This is a genomic window from Vibrio sp. 1069 (genome assembly GCF_033340555.1).
Genome location: NZ_JAWOWP010000007.1, coordinates 181,364 through 201,198, shown reverse-complemented (window position 1 = coordinate 201,198; position 19,835 = coordinate 181,364). Strand labels below are relative to the sequence as shown.

The 19,835-nt window shown below is 43.8% G+C and carries 17 protein-coding genes; 6 read left to right on the top strand and 11 right to left on the bottom strand.

Annotation, left to right across the window (positions count from 1 at the left end; genetic code table 11):
• Nucleotides 1-131: 131 nt before the first annotated feature.
• A complete protein-coding gene (metG, locus tag R7040_RS13470; RefSeq protein ID WP_318096888.1) occupies nt 132-2,207 on the top strand; it encodes a methionine--tRNA ligase in 2,076 nt (691 codons plus the stop codon).
• Nucleotides 2,208-2,285: 78 nt separating this feature from the next.
• Here the strand turns inward: metG and R7040_RS13465 are convergent, their stop codons facing one another.
• From R7040_RS13465 to R7040_RS13455, 3 genes are all read right to left on the bottom strand, one after another.
• A complete protein-coding gene (locus R7040_RS13465; RefSeq protein ID WP_242412952.1) occupies nt 2,286-2,531 on the bottom strand; it encodes a hypothetical protein in 246 nt (81 codons plus the stop codon).
• A 182-nt stretch (nt 2,532-2,713) separates the two neighbouring features.
• Nucleotides 2,714-3,052 carry a hypothetical protein gene (locus R7040_RS13460; protein WP_062730501.1) on the bottom strand — a complete coding sequence of 113 codons (339 nt, stop codon included), beginning with the start codon at nt 3,050-3,052 and terminating at the stop codon, nt 2,714-2,716.
• A gap of 10 nt (nt 3,053-3,062) precedes the next feature.
• Entirely contained in the window at nt 3,063-3,707 is a 645-nt protein-coding gene (locus R7040_RS13455) for a hypothetical protein (RefSeq protein ID WP_225452447.1), read from the bottom strand.
• A gap of 743 nt (nt 3,708-4,450) precedes the next feature.
• Between R7040_RS13455 and R7040_RS13450 the strand changes: the two genes are divergently transcribed.
• Nucleotides 4,451-5,260, top strand: coding sequence for a hypothetical protein (locus tag R7040_RS13450; RefSeq protein ID WP_017821380.1), 810 nt, complete (start codon nt 4,451-4,453; stop codon nt 5,258-5,260).
• A gap of 111 nt (nt 5,261-5,371) precedes the next feature.
• Here the strand turns inward: R7040_RS13450 and fadR are convergent, their stop codons facing one another.
• Entirely contained in the window at nt 5,372-6,211 is an 840-nt protein-coding gene (fadR, locus tag R7040_RS13445; RefSeq protein WP_005380824.1) for a fatty acid metabolism transcriptional regulator FadR, read from the bottom strand.
• 639 nt (nt 6,212-6,850) lie between these two features.
• Between fadR and nhaB the strand changes: the two genes are divergently transcribed.
• A complete protein-coding gene (gene nhaB, locus R7040_RS13440; protein WP_005380822.1) occupies nt 6,851-8,437 on the top strand; it encodes a Na(+)/H(+) antiporter NhaB in 1,587 nt (528 codons plus the stop codon).
• An 83-nt stretch (nt 8,438-8,520) separates the two neighbouring features.
• Nucleotides 8,521-9,057 carry a disulfide bond formation protein DsbB gene (gene dsbB, locus R7040_RS13435; protein WP_017821379.1) on the top strand — a complete coding sequence of 179 codons (537 nt, stop codon included), beginning with the start codon at nt 8,521-8,523 and terminating at the stop codon, nt 9,055-9,057.
• Nucleotides 9,058-9,136: 79 nt separating this feature from the next.
• On the opposite strand, the gene R7040_RS13430 is transcribed toward dsbB, so the two are convergent.
• Entirely contained in the window at nt 9,137-9,754 is a 618-nt protein-coding gene (locus R7040_RS13430; protein WP_064354183.1) for a YecA family protein, read from the bottom strand.
• Nucleotides 9,755-9,924: 170 nt separating this feature from the next.
• On the opposite strand from R7040_RS13430, the gene dusC reads away from it, so the two are divergent.
• Complete coding sequence (gene dusC, locus R7040_RS13425) at nt 9,925-10,884, top strand: tRNA dihydrouridine(16) synthase DusC (RefSeq protein WP_318081393.1); 960 nt, start codon at nt 9,925-9,927, stop codon at nt 10,882-10,884.
• A 51-nt stretch (nt 10,885-10,935) separates the two neighbouring features.
• On the opposite strand, the gene R7040_RS13420 is transcribed toward dusC, so the two are convergent.
• The 6 genes from R7040_RS13420 to yfbV form a co-directional block, all read right to left on the bottom strand.
• Nucleotides 10,936-12,396, bottom strand: coding sequence for a sensor domain-containing diguanylate cyclase (locus R7040_RS13420; protein ID WP_064354185.1), 1,461 nt, complete (start codon nt 12,394-12,396; stop codon nt 10,936-10,938).
• A gap of 174 nt (nt 12,397-12,570) precedes the next feature.
• A complete protein-coding gene (gene malZ / locus R7040_RS13415) occupies nt 12,571-14,397 on the bottom strand; it encodes a maltodextrin glucosidase (RefSeq protein WP_213896226.1) in 1,827 nt (608 codons plus the stop codon).
• A gap of 141 nt (nt 14,398-14,538) precedes the next feature.
• Nucleotides 14,539-15,333: an ABC transporter ATP-binding protein gene (locus R7040_RS13410; RefSeq protein ID WP_005387275.1), complete on the bottom strand. Its 795-nt coding sequence runs from the start codon at nt 15,331-15,333 to the stop codon at nt 14,539-14,541.
• On the bottom strand, nt 15,330-16,265 hold the full coding sequence (locus tag R7040_RS13405; RefSeq protein WP_213896228.1) for an ABC transporter permease: 936 nt from the start codon (nt 16,263-16,265) through the stop codon (nt 15,330-15,332). Before R7040_RS13405 ends, R7040_RS13410 begins: the two co-directional genes overlap by 4 nt.
• 174 nt (nt 16,266-16,439) lie before the next feature.
• The gene (locus tag R7040_RS13400; RefSeq protein WP_005380811.1) at nt 16,440-17,405 is read right to left on the bottom strand and encodes an ABC transporter substrate-binding protein; all 966 of its coding nucleotides are present in this window, start codon (nt 17,403-17,405) and stop codon (nt 16,440-16,442) included.
• Nucleotides 17,406-17,735: 330 nt separating this feature from the next.
• Nucleotides 17,736-18,188: a terminus macrodomain insulation protein YfbV gene (yfbV, locus tag R7040_RS13395; protein ID WP_005380809.1), complete on the bottom strand. Its 453-nt coding sequence runs from the start codon at nt 18,186-18,188 to the stop codon at nt 17,736-17,738.
• 346 nt (nt 18,189-18,534) lie between these two features.
• On the opposite strand from yfbV, the gene R7040_RS13390 reads away from it, so the two are divergent.
• Nucleotides 18,535-19,731, top strand: a complete 1,197-nt coding sequence (locus tag R7040_RS13390) for an acetate kinase (RefSeq protein ID WP_005380807.1) — start codon at nt 18,535-18,537, stop codon at nt 19,729-19,731.
• Nucleotides 19,732-19,835: the final 104 nt, after the last annotated feature.

Sequence of the window (19,835 nt, the reverse complement as noted above, 5' to 3'; positions counted from 1 at the left end):
GTCCAGGCTCAACCAGAACCCCAAAAAAACTAAGGCATTCCGCAGTTTGACACCTTGGAGTTAGTCAGTTCATGGGGTAGTATTATCCATCAAAATTTATTTATACCTATCAAGAAAAGCGAATATTAAGTATGGCAAACGATCCAAAAAACTTTCCGTCAAGGAAAATGCTGGTAACTTGTGCCCTTCCGTACGCTAACGGTTCGATCCACCTTGGTCATATGCTTGAGCATATCCAAGCGGACATTTGGGTTCGTTACCAACGCCTACGCGGCAACACTGTAAACTTCATCTGTGCTGACGATGCTCACGGCACGCCAATCATGCTTAAAGCGCAACAGATGGGTATTACTCCTGAAGAAATGATTGCCGCAGTTAGCGAAGAGCACCAAAAAGACTTCGCTGGATTTGATATCAGCTTTGATAACTACCACAGCACACACTCAGATGAGAACCGTGAGCTAGCGTCACACATTTATCTTGAGTTGAAGAAAAATGGCTTTATCTCTAGCCGCACTATCTCTCAGCTGTTCGATCCAGAAAAAGAGATGTTCTTACCGGACCGTTTCGTAAAAGGTACCTGTCCAAAATGTAAGTCTGAAGACCAATACGGTGACAACTGTGACAACTGTGGTGAGACTTACAGCCCAACAGAACTGATCAATCCTAAATCTGCGGTTTCTGGTGCGACGCCAGTAATGAAAGATTCAGAGCACTTCTTCTTCGACCTACCTCAGTTTGAAAGCATGCTAAAAGAGTGGACTCGCTCTGGCTCGCTACAAGCTGAAACAGCGAACAAAATGCAAGAATGGTTCGAATCTGGTTTGCAGCAATGGGATATCTCACGTGACGCACCATACTTTGGCTTCGAGATCCCTGGTGAGAAGAACAAATTCTTCTACGTGTGGCTAGACGCGCCTATCGGCTACATGGGCTCTTTCAAAAATCTATGTGACAAGCGCGACGACCTAGATTTCGACGAGTATTGGAAAAAAGACAGCTCAGCAGAGCTGTACCACTTCATCGGTAAAGACATCGTTTACTTCCACAGCCTATTTTGGCCAGCAATGCTAGAAGGTTCTGGCTTCCGCAAGCCTAACAACGTATTCGTACACGGTTACGTAACCGTAAACGGCGCAAAAATGTCGAAGTCTAAAGGTACGTTCGTAAAAGCAAGCACTTACCTAGAGCACCTAGACCCTGAGTGTCTACGTTACTACTACGCTGCGAAGCTAAACAGCCGTATCGATGATCTAGATCTTAACCTTGAAGACTTCACTCAGCGCGTAAACGCTGACGTTGTTAACAAGATCGTTAACCTGGCATCTCGTAACGCAGGTTTCATCGCGAAACGTTTTGAAGGCAAACTGTCTGACAACTTTGCAGAGCCTGAACTTTACAACGAATTTGTTGCTGCGGCTGACCGTATCGCTGAGCTTTACGAAACGCGTGAGTTTGGTCGTGCAATCCGTGAAATCACGGCATTGGCAGACAAAGCTAACCAATACGTTGATGAAAAAGCACCGTGGGTTGTAGCAAAAGAAGAAGGCAAAGATCAGGAACTACAAGACATCTGTTCTGTCGGTATCAACCTGTTCCGCGTACTGATGACTTACCTGAAACCAGTAATACCATCGCTAGCTGCGCGTACTGAAGCGTTCCTAAACCAAGAGCTAACTTGGGAAAACATCGCTGCTCCACTAACAGGCCACGAGATCACTAAGTTCAAAGCACTGTTCAACCGTATCGATCCGAAGAATGTTGAAGCGATGATCGAAGCATCTAAAGAAGATGCGGCGGCAGAAATGGCGGCGAAAGAGAAAGCAGAAGCGGAAAAGAACAAGGCTAGCGAAACTGAGCTAGACAAAGAGCCAATCGCTGAAGAGATTGAGTTCGATGCTTTTGCTGCAGTAGATATGCGTATCGCTCGTATCATCTCTTGTGAAGAAGTACCAAAAGCCAACAAACTGCTTAAGTTCCAATTGGACATCGGTGGTGAAACTCGTCAGGTATTCTCTGGCATCAAGTCAGCTTACAAACCTGAAGAGCTAGAAGGCAAACTAACGGTAATGGTTGCAAACCTAAAACCTCGTAAGATGAAGTTTGGTATGTCTGAAGGTATGATCCTAGCGGCAGGCCCTGGTGGTAGTGACCTGTGGATCCTTGAGCCACACGAAGGCGCTCAACCTGGTATGCGCGTAATGTAAGTATCTTTATTGAAAAGGCTTAACTAAATCAGTTAAGCCTTTTCTCGCAGTTAAGCTTATCGATTAAGCTTGATTGTACTACAAAGAGAATTCTACTGGACCCCAAGTAATAATCGCGCCACATGCAAGGAAAAGTACAAAGCTGATCGTGACTACAAAAGCGAGAACTCGATCAAATGTCGTTGCGTATTTTAGTATTAACTGATCATCTACAAGTGATACTTTCGCAGGCTTGCCTCGCATTAAAACTGTAGTATACATTGGGAATCTAACCCCCCAGGTATCTCTATCCCAACCGACAGGGCCATGACCATCCTTCGACATCTTTTTCTCAATCCGCTTTACCGATATACGAATAAAAAACAAGGTACTCACTAGCCAAGTGCATCCAACAATAATGTTTACAATATTAAAATAAAACACTTTGTTCCCTTTACTAGGATTTGGCTTTTCAACTAGGCTTGTATTCACCGTTCTACAGAGCCCTGCGCTTAACTGGTTTTCACTCAGTACTCTTCAGGCCCCAACCCCATTACTGCTCCCAAAGCAAGTGCCATCACGAAGCTTATTGTGACAATATACGCAAGCACTCGGTCAAAGACCGTCGCGTACTTTAGAATAAGTTTGTCTTCTACCAGCGATACTTTCGCAGGTTTACCTCGCATCAACACTGAGGCGTACATGGGAAATCTAAAACCCCACCCATTTCTGTCCCAGCCAATTGGATCATGACCATCCTGCAATATTTTTGTCTCAATCCGCTTTGCTGATACACGAATAAAAACCAATGTGCTCAGTAACCATGTCCAACCAACAATCATCACTATAAGATCGAAACAAAACACAACTACTCCTTTAAAACCAATTTACTTTAGAGCTAGTTTCATAGGTTTTTTCTGCTAAACCTTGCCCAAACCAATCACCCATTTTTGCAGCCGCATAACCAGCCCCTAAACCAACACCTATTAATACTACTACTCCAAATGGGCCAGCAGCCAAAGCGACTCCCATTCCAGATACAATCACTTTGGATGTAGTCCAAACGCCAGCAGCGTTGCTCGCACCAAACCCTGCAACTTCCATTGCTGCTCTTTTTTGCCAATTTTCTCCGTTATTCTTGGCATTTCGAACATTGTTAAAGCGAACACCAGCATCAATCATGATGATCTTTTTACCCACAATACTAGAGCTTTGTTCAAGAAATCGAATTGAGCGGATGTTAGCTATAGATGTTAAATGTAACTTAGTTATATCCCTGCCACTTCGCGCGATATTGACAGCCCTATTCGGGTTGCTCCAAATGTTTCCACGGCTACTTTTAACTCGTCCTGCATAATGGGCAAGCTCTTTTGTAAATTTGGCATTCAAAGAACTGTGAGCTTCTTTAACTCTATATCCAAGCTTCACAAGCTCCTTTTTCTGCGCACCACTTCGTGAGGCTGTACGTACATCTAGTAAGGCGTTTTGATATTTGAGCGAAGCTTTCCCGAAATTACTCAATCTGACTTGCTTTTCATTAACAGCAGTAGCGGCAGCACCTACTGCAGTATACTCATCGATTCCCCCCTCCCCATAGTATGATTAGTAGCATCTAAAAAAGGCTTAATCTCTTTTTCATAGAGGAGGGCTACCGCTTGTTAGTTTTCATCGCCAAACTCACGTGTTAGATTGGCTACATTTCTTTTGGTTTCTTGTGACCAACTTTTTACAGTATCAAGAGCACAAGCTATATCAGGTCTCTCGCTACGCAACTTAGCTATGTTGTTCACAGAGCCTTCGTTCAGTATGAAAGGAGTACCTGCGGGAATAAAACTACCAAATATATGTGGGTTGTCCTTACGAAACTGAAGGTACCTATCCTCATCATTTGTATCGATAGGGAGCGTTATCTTTGAGTGAGTACTGAAGCATAGGTCGAATTTATTAGACAAATTAATTACCTCGAACAATCAACAAAATAGACAACTTATATCATATGAAGTGTTCGAGTATTTTAATTTCTAAACATTGTGACTTGAATCAGACTACAAAAAGTAATCAATATGTAACTCACAAAGAATAACGCGTACACCAAGCATCGACACCGAATAATCAACCATATTCACAAATTTGGTGAATCCATGCACCAACAACGACCATTCAAAAAGAACATTCAATATAACCAATTGTTTAAATTGAGTTTTTGTTTGGCATCAAAACTGCAATCTTCCTTGTTAGGTCCAAACACTAACAAGGAGTTGGTTATGTTTGTTTTGATTTCCACACTATTGTCCATCGCTATTTTAGCCGGAATATATCACTTATCTTCTAAACGAGAGCAGCAACATGCGCGCAAATATCAGCTGTTAACATTGTTGCGAGATGTTGTTCACCTTCTGAGACACCACCGAGCTGCTACTCACTACTCGCTTCAATTCCAACAAAACGATCAACAAAAATTGGACGCTCTTCATGATGCTCTGACTAACAAGCTGCATCTTTTAGTCGAAACATCACGGTTTGAAAACAAACCCATGTATCGCGTATTACAGATTAAAGTAGGGAAACTACTTGAACAATGGAATGACCATAGTGTTGCAAGAAACCAGATGGAGCATGGTAAGTTAATTCGTCATTGCTTGTTTTTGATGGATGAAGTAACCATCGCATGGCTAGCGGTTGAACAAAGAGATGACTTGCATAATGAGTATCACATGAACTGGCAAAACATTATGGATAGCTTGGAGACCCTGACTCAGTTACGAATCAGCATTCAAGATTTAGGAGAACAAGGCGGAAATGAGCGTTTCAAAAACTATGCATCGGTCATGATGCGTAAGCTAAACCAACTAGCGGTTATCGCTCCACTTAGCATTACCTCTCCTGCTTCCACGCGCTCAATACAGACGCTAAATGAATACGTGACAGGGAGTCATGTCGACTTAACAGAAGCAGAGCTTTATGGCGTCACATCGGACTTGTCATTGACCATCTTCAATACTTACGACCATGTCCTTTCAGATGTCGTAGAGTCATTATATCTACCGTTACCCAGACTCTCGCTAGCAGGATAAACGTTCCATGCCTTTTTATTGGTGCTTGGTTCGTCGCCGACTTATAAATAAAAACAAAAAAAACCGCAGGCCTAAGGCACTGCGGTTTTCGTTTATTCAACTTGTCAGCGCTTAGCTGTCGTCTTCCGTGAAGTTCGTTGGTAATTGCTTTTTCATTTCGTTCCAGATCAACGCACTTTCCATACCATAATGACGAATCACCACTGGTAGTTGTTCACGCTGGCCACTTTCACAAGTTTCGAGCAATTGATGGTAAAACTTCAGAGCTAGCTCACGAGAAGCTGGATTTGAGAAGTAGTAGCTACCGACACGATCGTAGAGCTTCTTCAAACCATTAAAGATCAAACCGTAAATTTGATTTCCTGAATGGAATGCTAGGCGCTGGAAAAGCATATAATCGTAAAAGTTGAACGTTTTAGCAATCAAGATTTCTTGACGCTTCGCTTCATCTTTCTCGTTATCTTCTTTCACATTCTGCAGAACTTTTTCAGCATACGGCGAAGAAGCGATGAATTCGTCCCAGGAAGCCGCATTCATTAAAGCTTCACAAGATTCGATTACGTTCTTAATTGTACGCTCAGAGCTCTCTTTGTTCGCTTTAAATGCATAGCGCATAAAGATAGGACTGATGTTGGTACGTGCCGCAAGCAGATCTTCTACAATGTTTGTCGCATTATCAACGTCTAGCGTCATTAAAGTATCCAAAATATGCAGACCAGAGGTCTCCATAAATTGGTTAACTTTCGTAGGTTTGCCGTGCTGGATAGTCAGCCATCCATCACGGGCTAGTCGTTGAAGAACCTCTCTTAAAGTCGTTCGAGTAACACCAATCAGTTCGGACAGCTCGCGCTCAGCAGGTAAAATTGAGCCTGGAGGAAAACGGCCGTTCCAAATGCTCTCGATAATATATTTTTCTGCGAATCCCGCAGGGCTTTTCGCCTTTATGACCATTCTACTTTTTATCCAATATTGATTTCTGAGGGTCGATACTACTCATCATACCACTACTTAGCGGTTTGAGAAAATTTACGATCAATAGTGGAAACGACTCCATAACATAGAGTTAATACTCTATATGTTGTGTCAATTTAAGAGGCTCTAACATGCGAGCGAAAGCAGTAAAATATGAATTTTCATTTAATTAAACAGCTCACAAATCTCGGAGAAATAAATACAACCGTGTCACATTTTTATATTCAAAATATGAAAAATTACTTTGTATATCACAGTTAATATTCTTTCTTAATTTGCCTTTTCTCGTCACTGACCGTCATTTAAAATCCAAGAGGATTTTTTTAAGACTTTCATGGTATAGTAACGCCGTTTTGATCGCGTTATTACATTTAAAAAGTCATTTTAGTCGGTAGCATCACGTTTTGTTATTGACTAATAAATGCCTGAGTGTAGAGTTTGCGGTCGAAAGTGAGCGGTGCTTGAGTTCAGGGGAAGTAACTTGGCAAGACTACAATAAACAAAGGATTGTTGTTTTACTAAGTTATTGTTTTTAAAGACTAGTTAATAAGTCTAACAAACAGATACTTAAGCACTATTGTAGTGTCTATTCATAATTTTGTTATAAAGAGAATTATCATGCCGATATCGCTCGGAAACGCTTTTATCAAGAACTTCCTTGGTAAAGCGCCTGATTGGTACAAAGTTGCCATTATAGCCTTCTTAATAATTAACCCGATTGTATTCTTCCTAATAAACCCATTTGTAGCTGGATGGTTGTTGGTCGCTGAATTTATTTTCACGCTAGCAATGGCATTAAAATGCTACCCATTACAACCTGGCGGTTTACTTGCTATTGAAGCCATTGCTATCGGCATGACTAGCCCTGCGCAAGTTAAGCACGAATTAGTAGCAAATATCGAAGTACTGCTACTTCTGGTATTTATGGTTGCGGGCATCTACTTCATGAAGCAGCTATTGCTGTTCATTTTTACCAAAATTTTACTTGGCATTCGCTCTAAAACCCTACTATCACTCGCGTTCTGCTTTGCTGCGGCATTTTTGTCTGCATTTTTGGATGCCTTGACGGTTATCGCCGTTGTTATCAGCGTGGCGATCGGCTTTTACTCTATCTATCACAAAGTGGCGTCTGGTAACCCTATCGGTGACCATGACCATACACAAGATGACACGATCACTGAACTAACGCGTGATGACCTAGAAAACTATCGTGCCTTTTTGCGCTCTTTGTTGATGCATGCTGGCGTAGGTACTGCCTTAGGTGGCGTAACCACGATGGTTGGTGAACCTCAAAACTTAATTATTGCAGACCAAGCGGGTTGGTTATTTGGTGAATTCCTAATCCGTATGTCTCCAGTGACACTCCCTGTATTTTTCTGTGGTCTCATCACTTGTGCTTTAGTTGAAAAGCTTAAAGTGTTTGGCTACGGCGCGAAGCTTCCTAACAACGTTCGTCAGATCCTCGTCGATTTTGACCGTGAAGAGCGTAAAACGCGAACAAATCAAGATGTCGCAAAACTCTGGGTTCAAGGTCTTATTGCGGTTTGGTTGATCGTTGCACTCGCTTTGCACTTAGCGGCTGTCGGCTTAATTGGCCTTTCTGTGATCATTTTAGCGACCGCATTTACTGGTGTCATTGAAGAGCACTCCATGGGGAAAGCGTTTGAAGAGGCCCTGCCCTTCACTGCACTGCTTGCAGTATTTTTCTCGATCGTTGCTGTAATCATTGACCAAGAGCTGTTTAAACCAGTCATCGATGCGGTGCTTGCCGTTGAAGATAAAGGTACTCAGCTAGCTCTGTTCTATGTGGCGAATGGCTTATTATCTATGGTGTCGGATAACGTGTTCGTTGGTACGGTTTACATCAATGAAGTAAAAACTGCACTCATTGAGGGTCTCATTACTCGTGATCAGTTCGACTTACTGGCGGTGGCAATCAATACTGGTACTAACCTGCCTTCTGTTGCAACGCCAAACGGTCAAGCGGCATTCCTATTCTTACTCACATCGGCTCTCGCTCCATTAATTCGTCTGTCTTACGGTCGAATGGTTATCATGGCGCTGCCTTACACCGTCGTTCTTGCGATTGTCGGTCTGATGGGAATCATGTTCTTCCTAGAGCCTGCAACAGCTTCTTTCTACGAAGCTGGTTGGATTTTACCTCATAGTGGTGATCTAACTCCCGTAGTATCCGGTGGTCACTAAAATTTGAGTTGATTAGGAAACTTATCCACGATAAAAAGCTCTGAGTATTCAGAGCTTTTTCTATTTCAGACAGGAACAAAAACGTGACTATTTTAAATTCACTTAACCAGTTTTCAAAGGGACGTTTATCGTGGCTACTGCTTCTGCTATTCGTCGTTTTCTTTGAAGCATGTGCCCTCTATTTTCAGCACGTCATGATGCTTGCACCATGTGTCATGTGTATTTATGAAAGAGTCGCGATGATGGGAGTGGGCGTCGCTGCAATGGTTGGTATATTGGCACCCAAGAACCCAATTTTCCGCTGGCTAGGTTTGATAGGCTGGGGATTAAGTGCTTACAAGGGTTTGTTACTTGCGATGCAGCACGTTGACTACCAGTTTAATCCATCACCATTCGCGACTTGCGATTTATTCGTCACATTCCCTAGCTGGGCTCCGCTCAATCAGTGGGTTCCTTGGATGTTTGAAGCATATGGTGATTGCTCTAAGGTTGTATGGCAGTTCCTTGATTTATCAATGCCACAATGGTTAGTCGTAATTTTTGCAGGCAATTTAATCGCTTTGGCATTAATTGTAATTGCACAATTCTTCCCTGCAAAACGCGTTAATCCAATTCGTTAATCCTACTGACGCGTAAAAATTAACAAAAAGCCGACCATCTGGTCGGCTTTTTGTTAAGTGGATAGCGCGGCGATTCGATTTAGCCGCGTGATTGACCACAGCACTGCTTGAATTTTTTTCCGCTCTCACAAGGACAGGGATCATTGCGCCCGATACCTTTGAATGGGTTTAGGCTTTGAGCTTTATTTCCTACCATCAACTCATCCGCGCCCAGCGCGACTTCACCGACCATTAAATCAAGCTGGTCGACTAAATCTGTCAGGGCCGGTGGCGTTTCAATACCTGCGTCGCGCATCTGTTGCTGCGTTGCTGGCTCATCGATAGCCAGCATCAAAGTGGTCAGTAATGCTTGCAGCATACGCTGTAATCCATCATTGAGCTCAACGTCTTGCCACTGTTCTTCAATCATTGACCAAACAGACATAAAGCCTTCGGCAAAATCAGCAAGTTGTTCAGGTTCTTTGCCTGTTAGCTCTAGCACGGAATATTCGTTTCGTTGAATTCGGTTATGCTGCTTGTGAATTTGCTCTTCCACAGCTGGTTGAATCGCTTTGAATCCCTCACCTAATAGCGGCTCTAACCACTTTTCAGGAGCGAGTGGTTTTGTCGTCAGATTCGCAGCTAACACTGCGCCTTCGATAAATAGGCAAGATTCATCGACGTGAACTTCACCTTTTTCAATCAATGTGTATTGCATGACATCTGGTTTCCCATAAATTTGGCGGCATTATACCTCAGAGCTCAAAAGCAAGTAACCTAACGTTGTGTGTTTGACGGCATTGGGCGCTTCGAGTCTTTTAATGACAAACTTAACTTACATCGCTACAATCGCCCTCCTTTTTACCACCAAACTGTATTAGGCAAGCTATGCGAGTTGTACTAGGCCCAATGGAAGGCGTTTTAGATCATTTGATGCGCCAAATCCTGACCGAGATAAACGACTATGACCTGTGTGTTACGGAGTTTGTTCGCGTAATCGACCAGCTATTACCCGATCATGTGTTTCACCGTTTATGCCCAGAGCTGTTGCAAGGTTCTCAGACTGCATCTGGTGTGCCAGTACATGTGCAATTGTTGGGACAGGAACCGAACTGGATGGCTGAGAACGCAATTAAAGCGGCAAATCTTGGTGCCAGAGGCATTGATATAAACTTTGGTTGCCCAGCCAAAATGGTCAACAAAAGTAAAGGTGGTGCAGCGCTACTCCAGCATCCAGAGCTCATTCACCGTGTTGTGAAAGCTTGTCGAGAAGCCGTTCCAGAAGCCATTCCCGTAACTGCAAAAATTCGTCTTGGTTGGGAGAACCCTGAAGATTGCTTTGAAATTGTCGATGCCATTCAGTCTGCTGGCGCAAATGAATTGACCGTACACGCACGTACTAAACAAGGTGGTTATAAAGCTTCTGAGATAAAATGGGATTACATCAACCAAATTCGCGAACGTTTCTATATCCCACTGATAGCGAATGGTGAAATTTGGAATTATGAAGACGGTCAACGTTGCATTGAAACGACTGGCGTTAACTCTTTGATGGTGTGCCGAGGCGCTTTCAATATCCCTAACTTAGGCAATATGGTAAAACATAACCACCAGCCAATGTCATGGCCCGAGGTGGTTGAGTTGCTCATCTACTACTCCAAGTTTGAGATGAAAGGCGATAAAGGCTTGTATTACCCAAACCGCGTAAAACAATGGTTCTCTTACTTACGCCAGGCTTATCCTGATGCAAAAGACCTATTTAGAGAAATCAGAACGTTCAACAAAGCCACACCAATTGTTGAGCATATTCAACGCTACCGCGATGACTTAAACTCTCAGGTTGCATAACTCCCGAACACAAAAAAGGACGAATATCTCGTCCTTTTTTGTACCTAAATCCTAGTAACAGATCTTATTTTTGCCGGTACTTTTGGCTTGATATAACTTTTCATCCGCCGCTTTAAACAACTCATCAAAGTTTTCTACTCGGCTCTCTTTACTAAACACCACACCGCCAGAGATCGTAAAGCCTTCTTTCGTTACGCGTGTCGAGCGCTCATCTATGGCCTTTTTTACTCTGTCTAAAATGAGTTTAATGCCCTCTGAATCTTCGTCATAAATCGCTAAAACGAACTCTTCGCCACCAAACCTTGAGGCAACATCGGTATGGCGAATATTTTCACGTATACATTTTGCAACAAGCTGAATTGCAGAATCACCGACATCATGACCATAGGTGTCGTTGATCTTCTTGAAGTTATCAATATCGAACACTGCTAAAGCAACCTGTTTTTTTGTCATCTTATTACGCCACACGGTTTGCATACCTCGACGATTCAATAAACTGGTCATTGGGTCTCTTGCTGCCAGTTCTTTAAAGTAACGTCGCTCGCTATGCATATTCACATAGAACAAGACGACGGTACTCAGCACGTAAATAAATAGTGCGACAATAAGGCTGTATTTTTCAAAAACCGCTAGGTTCTTAGCTTCATCCCAAAGGTTGTACTCGTAGTACATGCTGTGATTCGCACTCAATCGCTCTAATTCGACAGGTTTGATTCGTGTACTGTTTGAAGGAATGGATTGTAAATTGGAAACCAAATGAAACTGACCAACAAGACCTAGCGACGAAGCCATGAGCGTATTGATGTCGAAATCAATAGACAAAACACCTTGATGTTCTCCTTTCTCATAGACGGGTACCGTCATACTAATGACTTGACCTTCCATCGAGTCCAACACAGGCCCTGGTCCAGCCAAGGTAATGTTCACTTTATCTTGCGCGGTTTTTTGCCAAAAAGGTCGGGCTTTTAGCGTTGACAAAAGCTCTCTAGTGAAATTTTTTGCGTAGGTATCGGGTGAGGAGATAACGTAACCGCGCTTGTCAATGTAATGGATTCCAACAATGTGCGATTCAATATCGTGCAGAAATGACAATGACGGCGCAAAACCCGCCTTTTGTTCAGCTAACTGGTTAATCGTTGAACCTTGCTGACATAAGCTTTCATCCCCTACGATCATATAATCAAGGTCAACCGCAGGTAACCCTTCACTATAAACACTTTCGAGTAATAACACATCTATAGGCCAAAGATAACAAAGCCCTTCTTTGACTAAAGAATTATGTTCTTCAAACAGTGGGTTAGCGTAATTGGTATAGTTGGTGAAGCTGTAATCTAAAGCCGTGAGTACTTTAATACCGCGAGACATTGCACGCTCGATACGCGCATACTCAGAATCGATATAGCGGTTAACCGCATCATAGTAATTTTTCGTTGTCACGAGTAAAACCACTACAAATAACGCCAGAGGAAAAAAGATGACAAATGAGAGGCTAAATCGCCTTTGGTTTACCATTGAGTACCATGCATATGAAAGGTCAATAGTCTCTTATGACTGCTATTAAATTGATACTCGTTATCTGGTGACGCATGCAATGCAGCACCAGATAACAAGAGACCAAACAAATGTGTGCGCGCTGTTTGAGACCGTTTATATATTAAAGGAGTTTAATCAATATAGAGTGTGGTGTCACTTTAGTCGCCATAATTTGCAGCTCTGTGCCGACATATTGACAGAGATATGACCTTTATAATCAACCTGTTCTGTGTCATCTAACAACGATATAACTTGGCTAACCTCCAAGCCCAGTTGCCACATAGGTAAATCGATTGAACATTCATTACCACTGAGATTAATCATAACAACGACTGCTTCACGACCCAGTACACGTGCGTACGCCAACTGGTTGTTAGTGCAATGCAGCCATTGAATACAGCCCGACTGTAAAGGCTTACATTGTTTACGTATCTTGATCCATTGTTGGTAAAGCGATAGCCATTGTGAACTTTCGATTTCATTCCAAGGAAAACAACGACGACTATCCGGGTCTAGCCCTCCTTCTAGACCGACTTCACTCCCATAGTAAATACAAGGCGTGCCAACGTAAGTCATAAGCATTGCTAGCGCGATGTTCATTTTACGCTTATCACCATCAACCAATGTGATAAACCGAGCAGTATCGTGACTATCGAGTTGATTTAGCTGCGATAGCTGATTCGAAAATGGGATTTTTGCTCTGGCTTCGTCCAACCATACTTTAAACTCCAAACCATCAATGTTGATTGGATCGTACATAATGTCTTGTCGTACGATAAAAGCTCGGACTGGATGAGCAAAACCGTAGTAGTTCATCGCCCCATCCTCTTGATCACCTTGCAACCACTGCGTTGCTTCAAAAAAGTGCTCACCTAACACATAAGCATTCGGGTTTACTGACTTAGTTGCATGACGAAACGCTGCCACATAATGAGCATTGTTTTTCGCGCCGTCCCCTTCGCCAAGCATATGGATTACATCAAACCGCCAGCCATCAACCAAGTACGGTGGCTTCAGCCAATACTTGATGACAGAATCTTCACTTTGGTAGATGTAGTCGCGCACCTGTTCATTTTCAAAGTTCAGAACCGGTAAGTTACCAATGCCTTTCCAACCAATGTAGTGATTGGTTTCACCTTCGAAAAAGTAGTAATCACGGAACTTTGACTGCGGATTGCCATACGCTCCTTCTCCTTTTTGTTGGATATCAAACCAAGGATGATGCACTGACGTGTGGTTAAACACCGCGTCTAAGACAATCTTCATATTCTTACCACGGATTTTCTCACACAGTTCAGCAAACTGATCGTTGGTGCCGAGCATAGGGTCAACAGTGAAGTAATCGGTGGTGTCGTATTTATGATTACTTGGTGAAGAAAAGATCGGGTTGAAATAAAGCGCAGTAACGCCGAGCTGTTCAAGATAGTCCAACTTTTGTTCTACACCTTTGAGGTCGCCGCCAAAGAATTCACGTGCCCCGGTATTTTGGTGAGAGCCTACCGCGTCTCCCCACGCCTTGACGACCGAGGCAGAATCATACTGAGCATAAGCGTGGCGAATATCAGACTCACTTTTACTAGCAGAAAAACGGTCAGGAAAGATTTGATAGAAAACTTGCTCTTGGACCCAGCTTGGTGGTTGATGGTTTACATTCAACTTAAAGTGGAACTCTTTGGGTGGAATACGCTTTTGCACACCCCGTGCATCGAGCCAGTATTGTTGTCCGTCTTTGAGGATCTTAAACACATAATGTGTGACATCTCGATCTCGATTTGGTCGAAACGATGCCTCCCATAGTAACAATTCCCCAGCTGTTCCAATTTGAGCCATGTCGACCAGATATTCTTCATTGTCCGGCTCAATACGCACATAGACGGAATCAAAATCCAATGTCTCGGTTTTCAGCCTGACTGTAACTTGCTCGTCATTAAAAGCTAAACCATCAATAGTTTGACTATGAAAAATAAATGGCAGGTTCATTATGGGCACTCCTCGTCATCGGATATGCCACTATTTTATTGAAGAATTAGAGACAAGAAATCCTCCCTGCGAGTTGACATATCAGCCAATTTTCGCAAGGAGGATCACACTTAGTAGGCGTAGTGACTTGTCGGATACCGCTTAGTTCAACAAAAGACTGTCATCTGCCAGCTCTTCACCACGCACTTTGGAGAACATATCCAACAAGTCTGGTACTTGCATGTTAGCGCGCTGCTCTCCAGCCACATCAAGCACAATTTCACCTTGGTGAAGCATTACGGTCCTATCGCCACATGCTAATGCGTCTTTCATCGAATGCGTCACCATCATCACGGTTAAATCGAACTCATCGACAATACGTTTAGTTAAGTCGATAACAAACGCCGCCATACGAGGATCAAGCGCAGCCGTGTGTTCATCAAGCAACAACAACTTACTCTCCGATAACGTCGCCATCACAAGGCTAACGGCTTGTCGTTGTCCACCAGACAGCAACCCAATGCTATCGCCCAAGCGGTCTTCTAAACCAAGACCGAGGATGCTAATTCGCTCTTGGAACAGCTTGCGACGTTTGGTAGAGAGCGCCAACCCCCAGCTGCGTTTTTTACCACGCATGTGCGCTAGAGCCATGTTCTCTTCTATCGTCAGTTCACCACAAGTCCCGGCCAATGGATCTTGAAACACTCGGGCGCATTGCGTCGCACGTTGGGCAACCGTCTGCTTGGTGACGTCTTTGCCATCAATGATCACCTGACCACCTATCATCGGCGTCTCACCTGTCACCGCACCAAGCAACGTCGATTTTCCTGCGCCATTAGAACCAATCACGGTAAGAAATTGATGCTCTGGAACCTCTAAAGAGACGCCTTTCAATGCACGATTTTCCAAAATCGTCCCAGGGTTGAACGTGACCTGAATATTATTTAGTTCGATCATAATGCCTCCCCAGAACCATTTTTTGATGCCGCTTGTTTAGCATCAGTAACGCGTTGTTTCGCTCTCATGCTCTGTTTTAGCTTTGGAGCAATAAGCGCCACAGCCACCAATACTGCGGTAACCAGGTTGAGGTCTGAAGCTTGTAAACCAAACATGCCAGAGCTCAAAGCGAAAGCCACTGCAAGGCGATAAAGTACCGAACCGATGATGACCGCAAATACCGCAACCCAAATCTTGCGCCCGGGAATAAGGGTCTGCCCCAAAATCACAGCTGCCAAACCAACGACAATGGTGCCCACGCCAGAGGTCACATCTGCAAAGCTGTTCGTTTGTGCAAACAACGCGCCTGCGAATCCCACAAACCCGTTGGATAAAGCCAAGCCAAAGTAGGTATAAAAGGCAGTGCTCGCCCCTTGCGCAGAAACCATACGCGCATTCACACCCGTGGCTCGTAAACCAAGACCAAAGTCGCTGTTCAGCAGGCGAATGACAAAGAAAGCGGACAGAAGAACTAAGGCCCCAACAACCAGAGGGCGAATAAACATCGCATCGCCCAATGCTTCAAACGGAGTGAGAATCGTATCCTCTCCAAGCAACGCCATATTAGGTTTGCCCATAATACGAATATTAATTGAAAATGCAGCGATCATGGTAAGAATGGAAGCTAACAGGTGTAAAATACCACACCGAACAGCCAGAAAAGCGGTTACCCACCCCGTCATACTACCAGCTATCATCGCCATTATTGTCGCAAGCCAAGGATTAATACCTGCGACAATCGCCGTTGCAGCTACCGCAGCTCCCATTGGAAAGCTGCCATCCACACTCAAATCGGGGAAATCGAGAACACGGAACGTAAGATACACACCCAGAGCGACTAGGCCATAAATCAAGCCAATTTCGAGTGCACCAAAAAAAGCAAATGCAGACATAACTGCTCCTTTCTGCATGCTCAGGCTGGCTAATACCAACCTGAACTTAAGACTTCTAACGTATACTCCCCTTCTTCTCTAGCAGAATGCTTTACACGAGAAATCTGGCGAGTATCAATTTTGGGGCAACCCTCTATCAACCAACGTGACAGGCTTAACCCCAAAAAGCGTTACTTATTGCATGCTTGTCGCACGTTCAATCACAGAACTTGGCAGCTTGATACCGAGCTTAGATGCTGCGCTTTCATTAATTACAAGGTCAGAGCCCGTCGCGACTTTTACATCCAGCTTGCCTGGTTCTTGACCATCAAGAATCGCCGCCACGTAATCCGCGGTTTGTACACCAACCTGGTAGTAGTCAAAACCTAAGCCTGCAATTGCACCCTTTTCGACATACGACGTCGCGCCACCAAATACAGGTTTCTTCGCTTGATTCGCTGCCACAATCATCCCTTCAATCGCACTTGCAACTGTATTGTCTGTTGGGGCGTAAAGAATGTCTGATTTCGCTGCAATCGCTTGAGTCGCAGACTGAACATCAGCACTTTTTAGTGCGGTCGCTTCAACCACTTGTATGCCTTTTGCTTTTGCGCTTTCTTTTAGTAATTCAACTAAAGTCACGGCATTAGCTTCACCGGGATTAAATACAACCCCGATGCTTTTCACCTGAGGAAGAATTTCTTGGATGAGATCGACATGCTGAGCAACGGGTGAAAGATCAGACAGGCCAGTTACGTTTTTACCTGGTTGTTCCATCGACTTAACCAATTTCGCACCAACCGGATCTGTTACCGCAGTAAAGACAACAGGAATAGAGCGAGTAGCCGACACCAAAGCTTGTGCCGAAGGTGTAGCGATGCCAACTAACACATCAGGATTTTCACCGACGTACTGACGGGCAATTTGCACCGCAATAGCTGGATTACCCTGTGCGGTCTTATAATCAAATTCTAGATTTTTGCCTTCTTCGTAGCCTTTCGCTTTCAAACCATCAAGCAATCCTTGGCGCGTCGCGTCTAACGCCGGGTGTTCGACAATCTGTGAAACTGCGACAGTTGCAGTGGCGGCCAGTACATTGGTAGAAGAGAAAATAGCAGTAGCTGATAGAACGGCAGTGGCTAATAAACGTTTCGTTTTCATCATAACTCCTTGATGTGACTTCGTCCTTGTTTCACGAGCTTTCAATATGTGTATCGACTCGTGAATTCAAATGTTTGAAGGCGGTATTGTTGTGTTCATATAACTGTGTACTTCTTGCGCATCTTGTTTTTATTATTACTACTAAGTCTTAGTAAAGAAAAGAAAGATTTAACACTAAAGCAACATTTGTGATCGGGGGGACTTCTTCATCCGGAAAGAATCTTTGGTAAACAAAGCTTCGCTCGCTTCATCAACGACCGTCAAAGTAGGTAATAGAGGCAGGATCAAAAATGGAGCGGCCAGTGCACACTCCATTTCAAACAATTTAAATTAGAACCAACGCTCTAATGACGATTTATCGAGCTGGCGAAACGCTCGGTTCAGTATTATCGCAAGCTCTTTGTAACGAGGGCGAGCTTTGACAGGCTCTAATGCAAAACCTGTTTCCACAATTTTTTGATGCAACTCCCGATACCAAGAGGCCAAAGAAGGCGGCAATTTCGTGTTGGATCGAGCACCAAGCCACCAAATGCCTTGAAGTGGCAAGCTAATCGCAAACAAGGCGACAACAATGGATTGAGGTAACGCGTGGTAATTGTTGAATGCCATTTGAGTGAGTACGCTGATCGCAGCAACGGCCGGCATGACTTTAATGCCAAAGCGAGTCGCCTTAATGATACGCTGTTCCGGAAATATGGCGCTTAGCTCTTTACGAACCGGCCAGATCTCCATGTAATTCTGGCCATCTTTCAGGCTATGGATCAATCCGACTTTATTACTCATACCGCTCTCTCACTAAAAAATAGTTGAACATTTCAACTGAAGGTACAAAAAATTGATGAAAGTTAATATTCTTTCAAATTTTTTTTGTTATCATTGCTTATTATCGCTATCCTTTGCAGACCCTCAATCTCATTGTTGCTGTTATTTACAATTTAAGCAACTCCGAGATATCTATCTGCACGGATCGCATCATAGTGATGGAAGGGTTCATCACTATTTCTTTATATGGAATTAGAACAATTTTTGACCAGGATTAGTACGCAGCCTTCTGGGTATCGGCTATTCTTGTGATTAATTTTTCATTCTTTAACTGATTTTTTATCAGACGAATAACAGGTAGTCATACATGTCTAAGCTAGTTTTAGTTTTAAACTGCGGTAGTTCTTCTCTTAAATTTGCCGTTGTTGATGCCGAGAACGGCGACGAGCACTTGTCAGGTCTTGCTGAGTGTCTTCACCTTCCTGAAGCTCGCATCAAGTGGAAACTTGATGGCAAGCACGAAGCTCAACTAGGCAATGGTGCAGCTCACGAAGAAGCACTAGCGTTTATGGTAGAAACTATTCTTGCTTCTAAGCCAGAGCTTAAAGCTAACCTAGGCGCAATCGGTCACCGTATCGTTCACGGCGGCGAGCAGTTCACTCAATCTGCACTAATTACTGATGAAGTTCTAAAAGGTATTCAAGACGCTGCAACATTTGCACCTCTTCATAACCCTGCTCACATCATCGGTATCGAAGCGGCTAAGAAAAACTTCCCAGAGCTGAAAAACGTTGCTGTATTTGACACTGCGTTCCACCAAACTATGCCTGAAGAGTCTTACCTATACGCTCTTCCATACAACCTATACAAAGAACACGGTATCCGTCGTTACGGCATGCACGGTACTTCTCACTTGTTCATCACTCGTGAAGTTGCAGGCCTACTAAACAAACCAGTTGAAGAAGTAAACATCATCAACTGTCACCTAGGTAACGGCGCATCTGTATGTGCGATCAAGAACGGTCAATCTGTAGACACTTCTATGGGTCTTACTCCACTTGAAGGTCTGGTAATGGGTACTCGCTGTGGCGACATCGACCCTGCTATCGTCTTCCACCTACACGACGCTCTAGGTTACTCTGTTGATCAAATCAACACGATGCTAACTAAAGAGTCTGGTCTTCAAGGTCTAACTGAAGTGACTTCTGACTGTCGTTTCGTTGAAGACAACTACGGTCAAAAAGAAGAAGCAACACGCGCAATGGACGTGTTCTGCCACCGTCTAGCTAAATACGTTGCTGGCTACACTGCTTCAATGGAAGGCCGTCTAGACGCAATCACTTTCACTGGCGGTATCGGCGAGAACTCTGGCCCTATCCGTGAAATGGTTCTAAACCGTCTTGGCATCTTCGGTATCGAAGTAGATAGCGAAGCTAACCTTAAAGCTCGCTTCGGCGGCGAAGGCGTTATCACGACTGAAAACAGCCGTATCCCTGCAATGGTTATCTCTACTAACGAAGAGCTAGTCATCGCTGAAGACACTGCTCGCCTGACAGGTCTTTAATTGAATTCCTGGCTAGCCACTCGGCTAGCCAGATTTTCATTCAAACGAATTTCTTAGGGGCTCAACTCCTATTCTTCGAGCTTCATGGAATAAGAGTTGAGCTT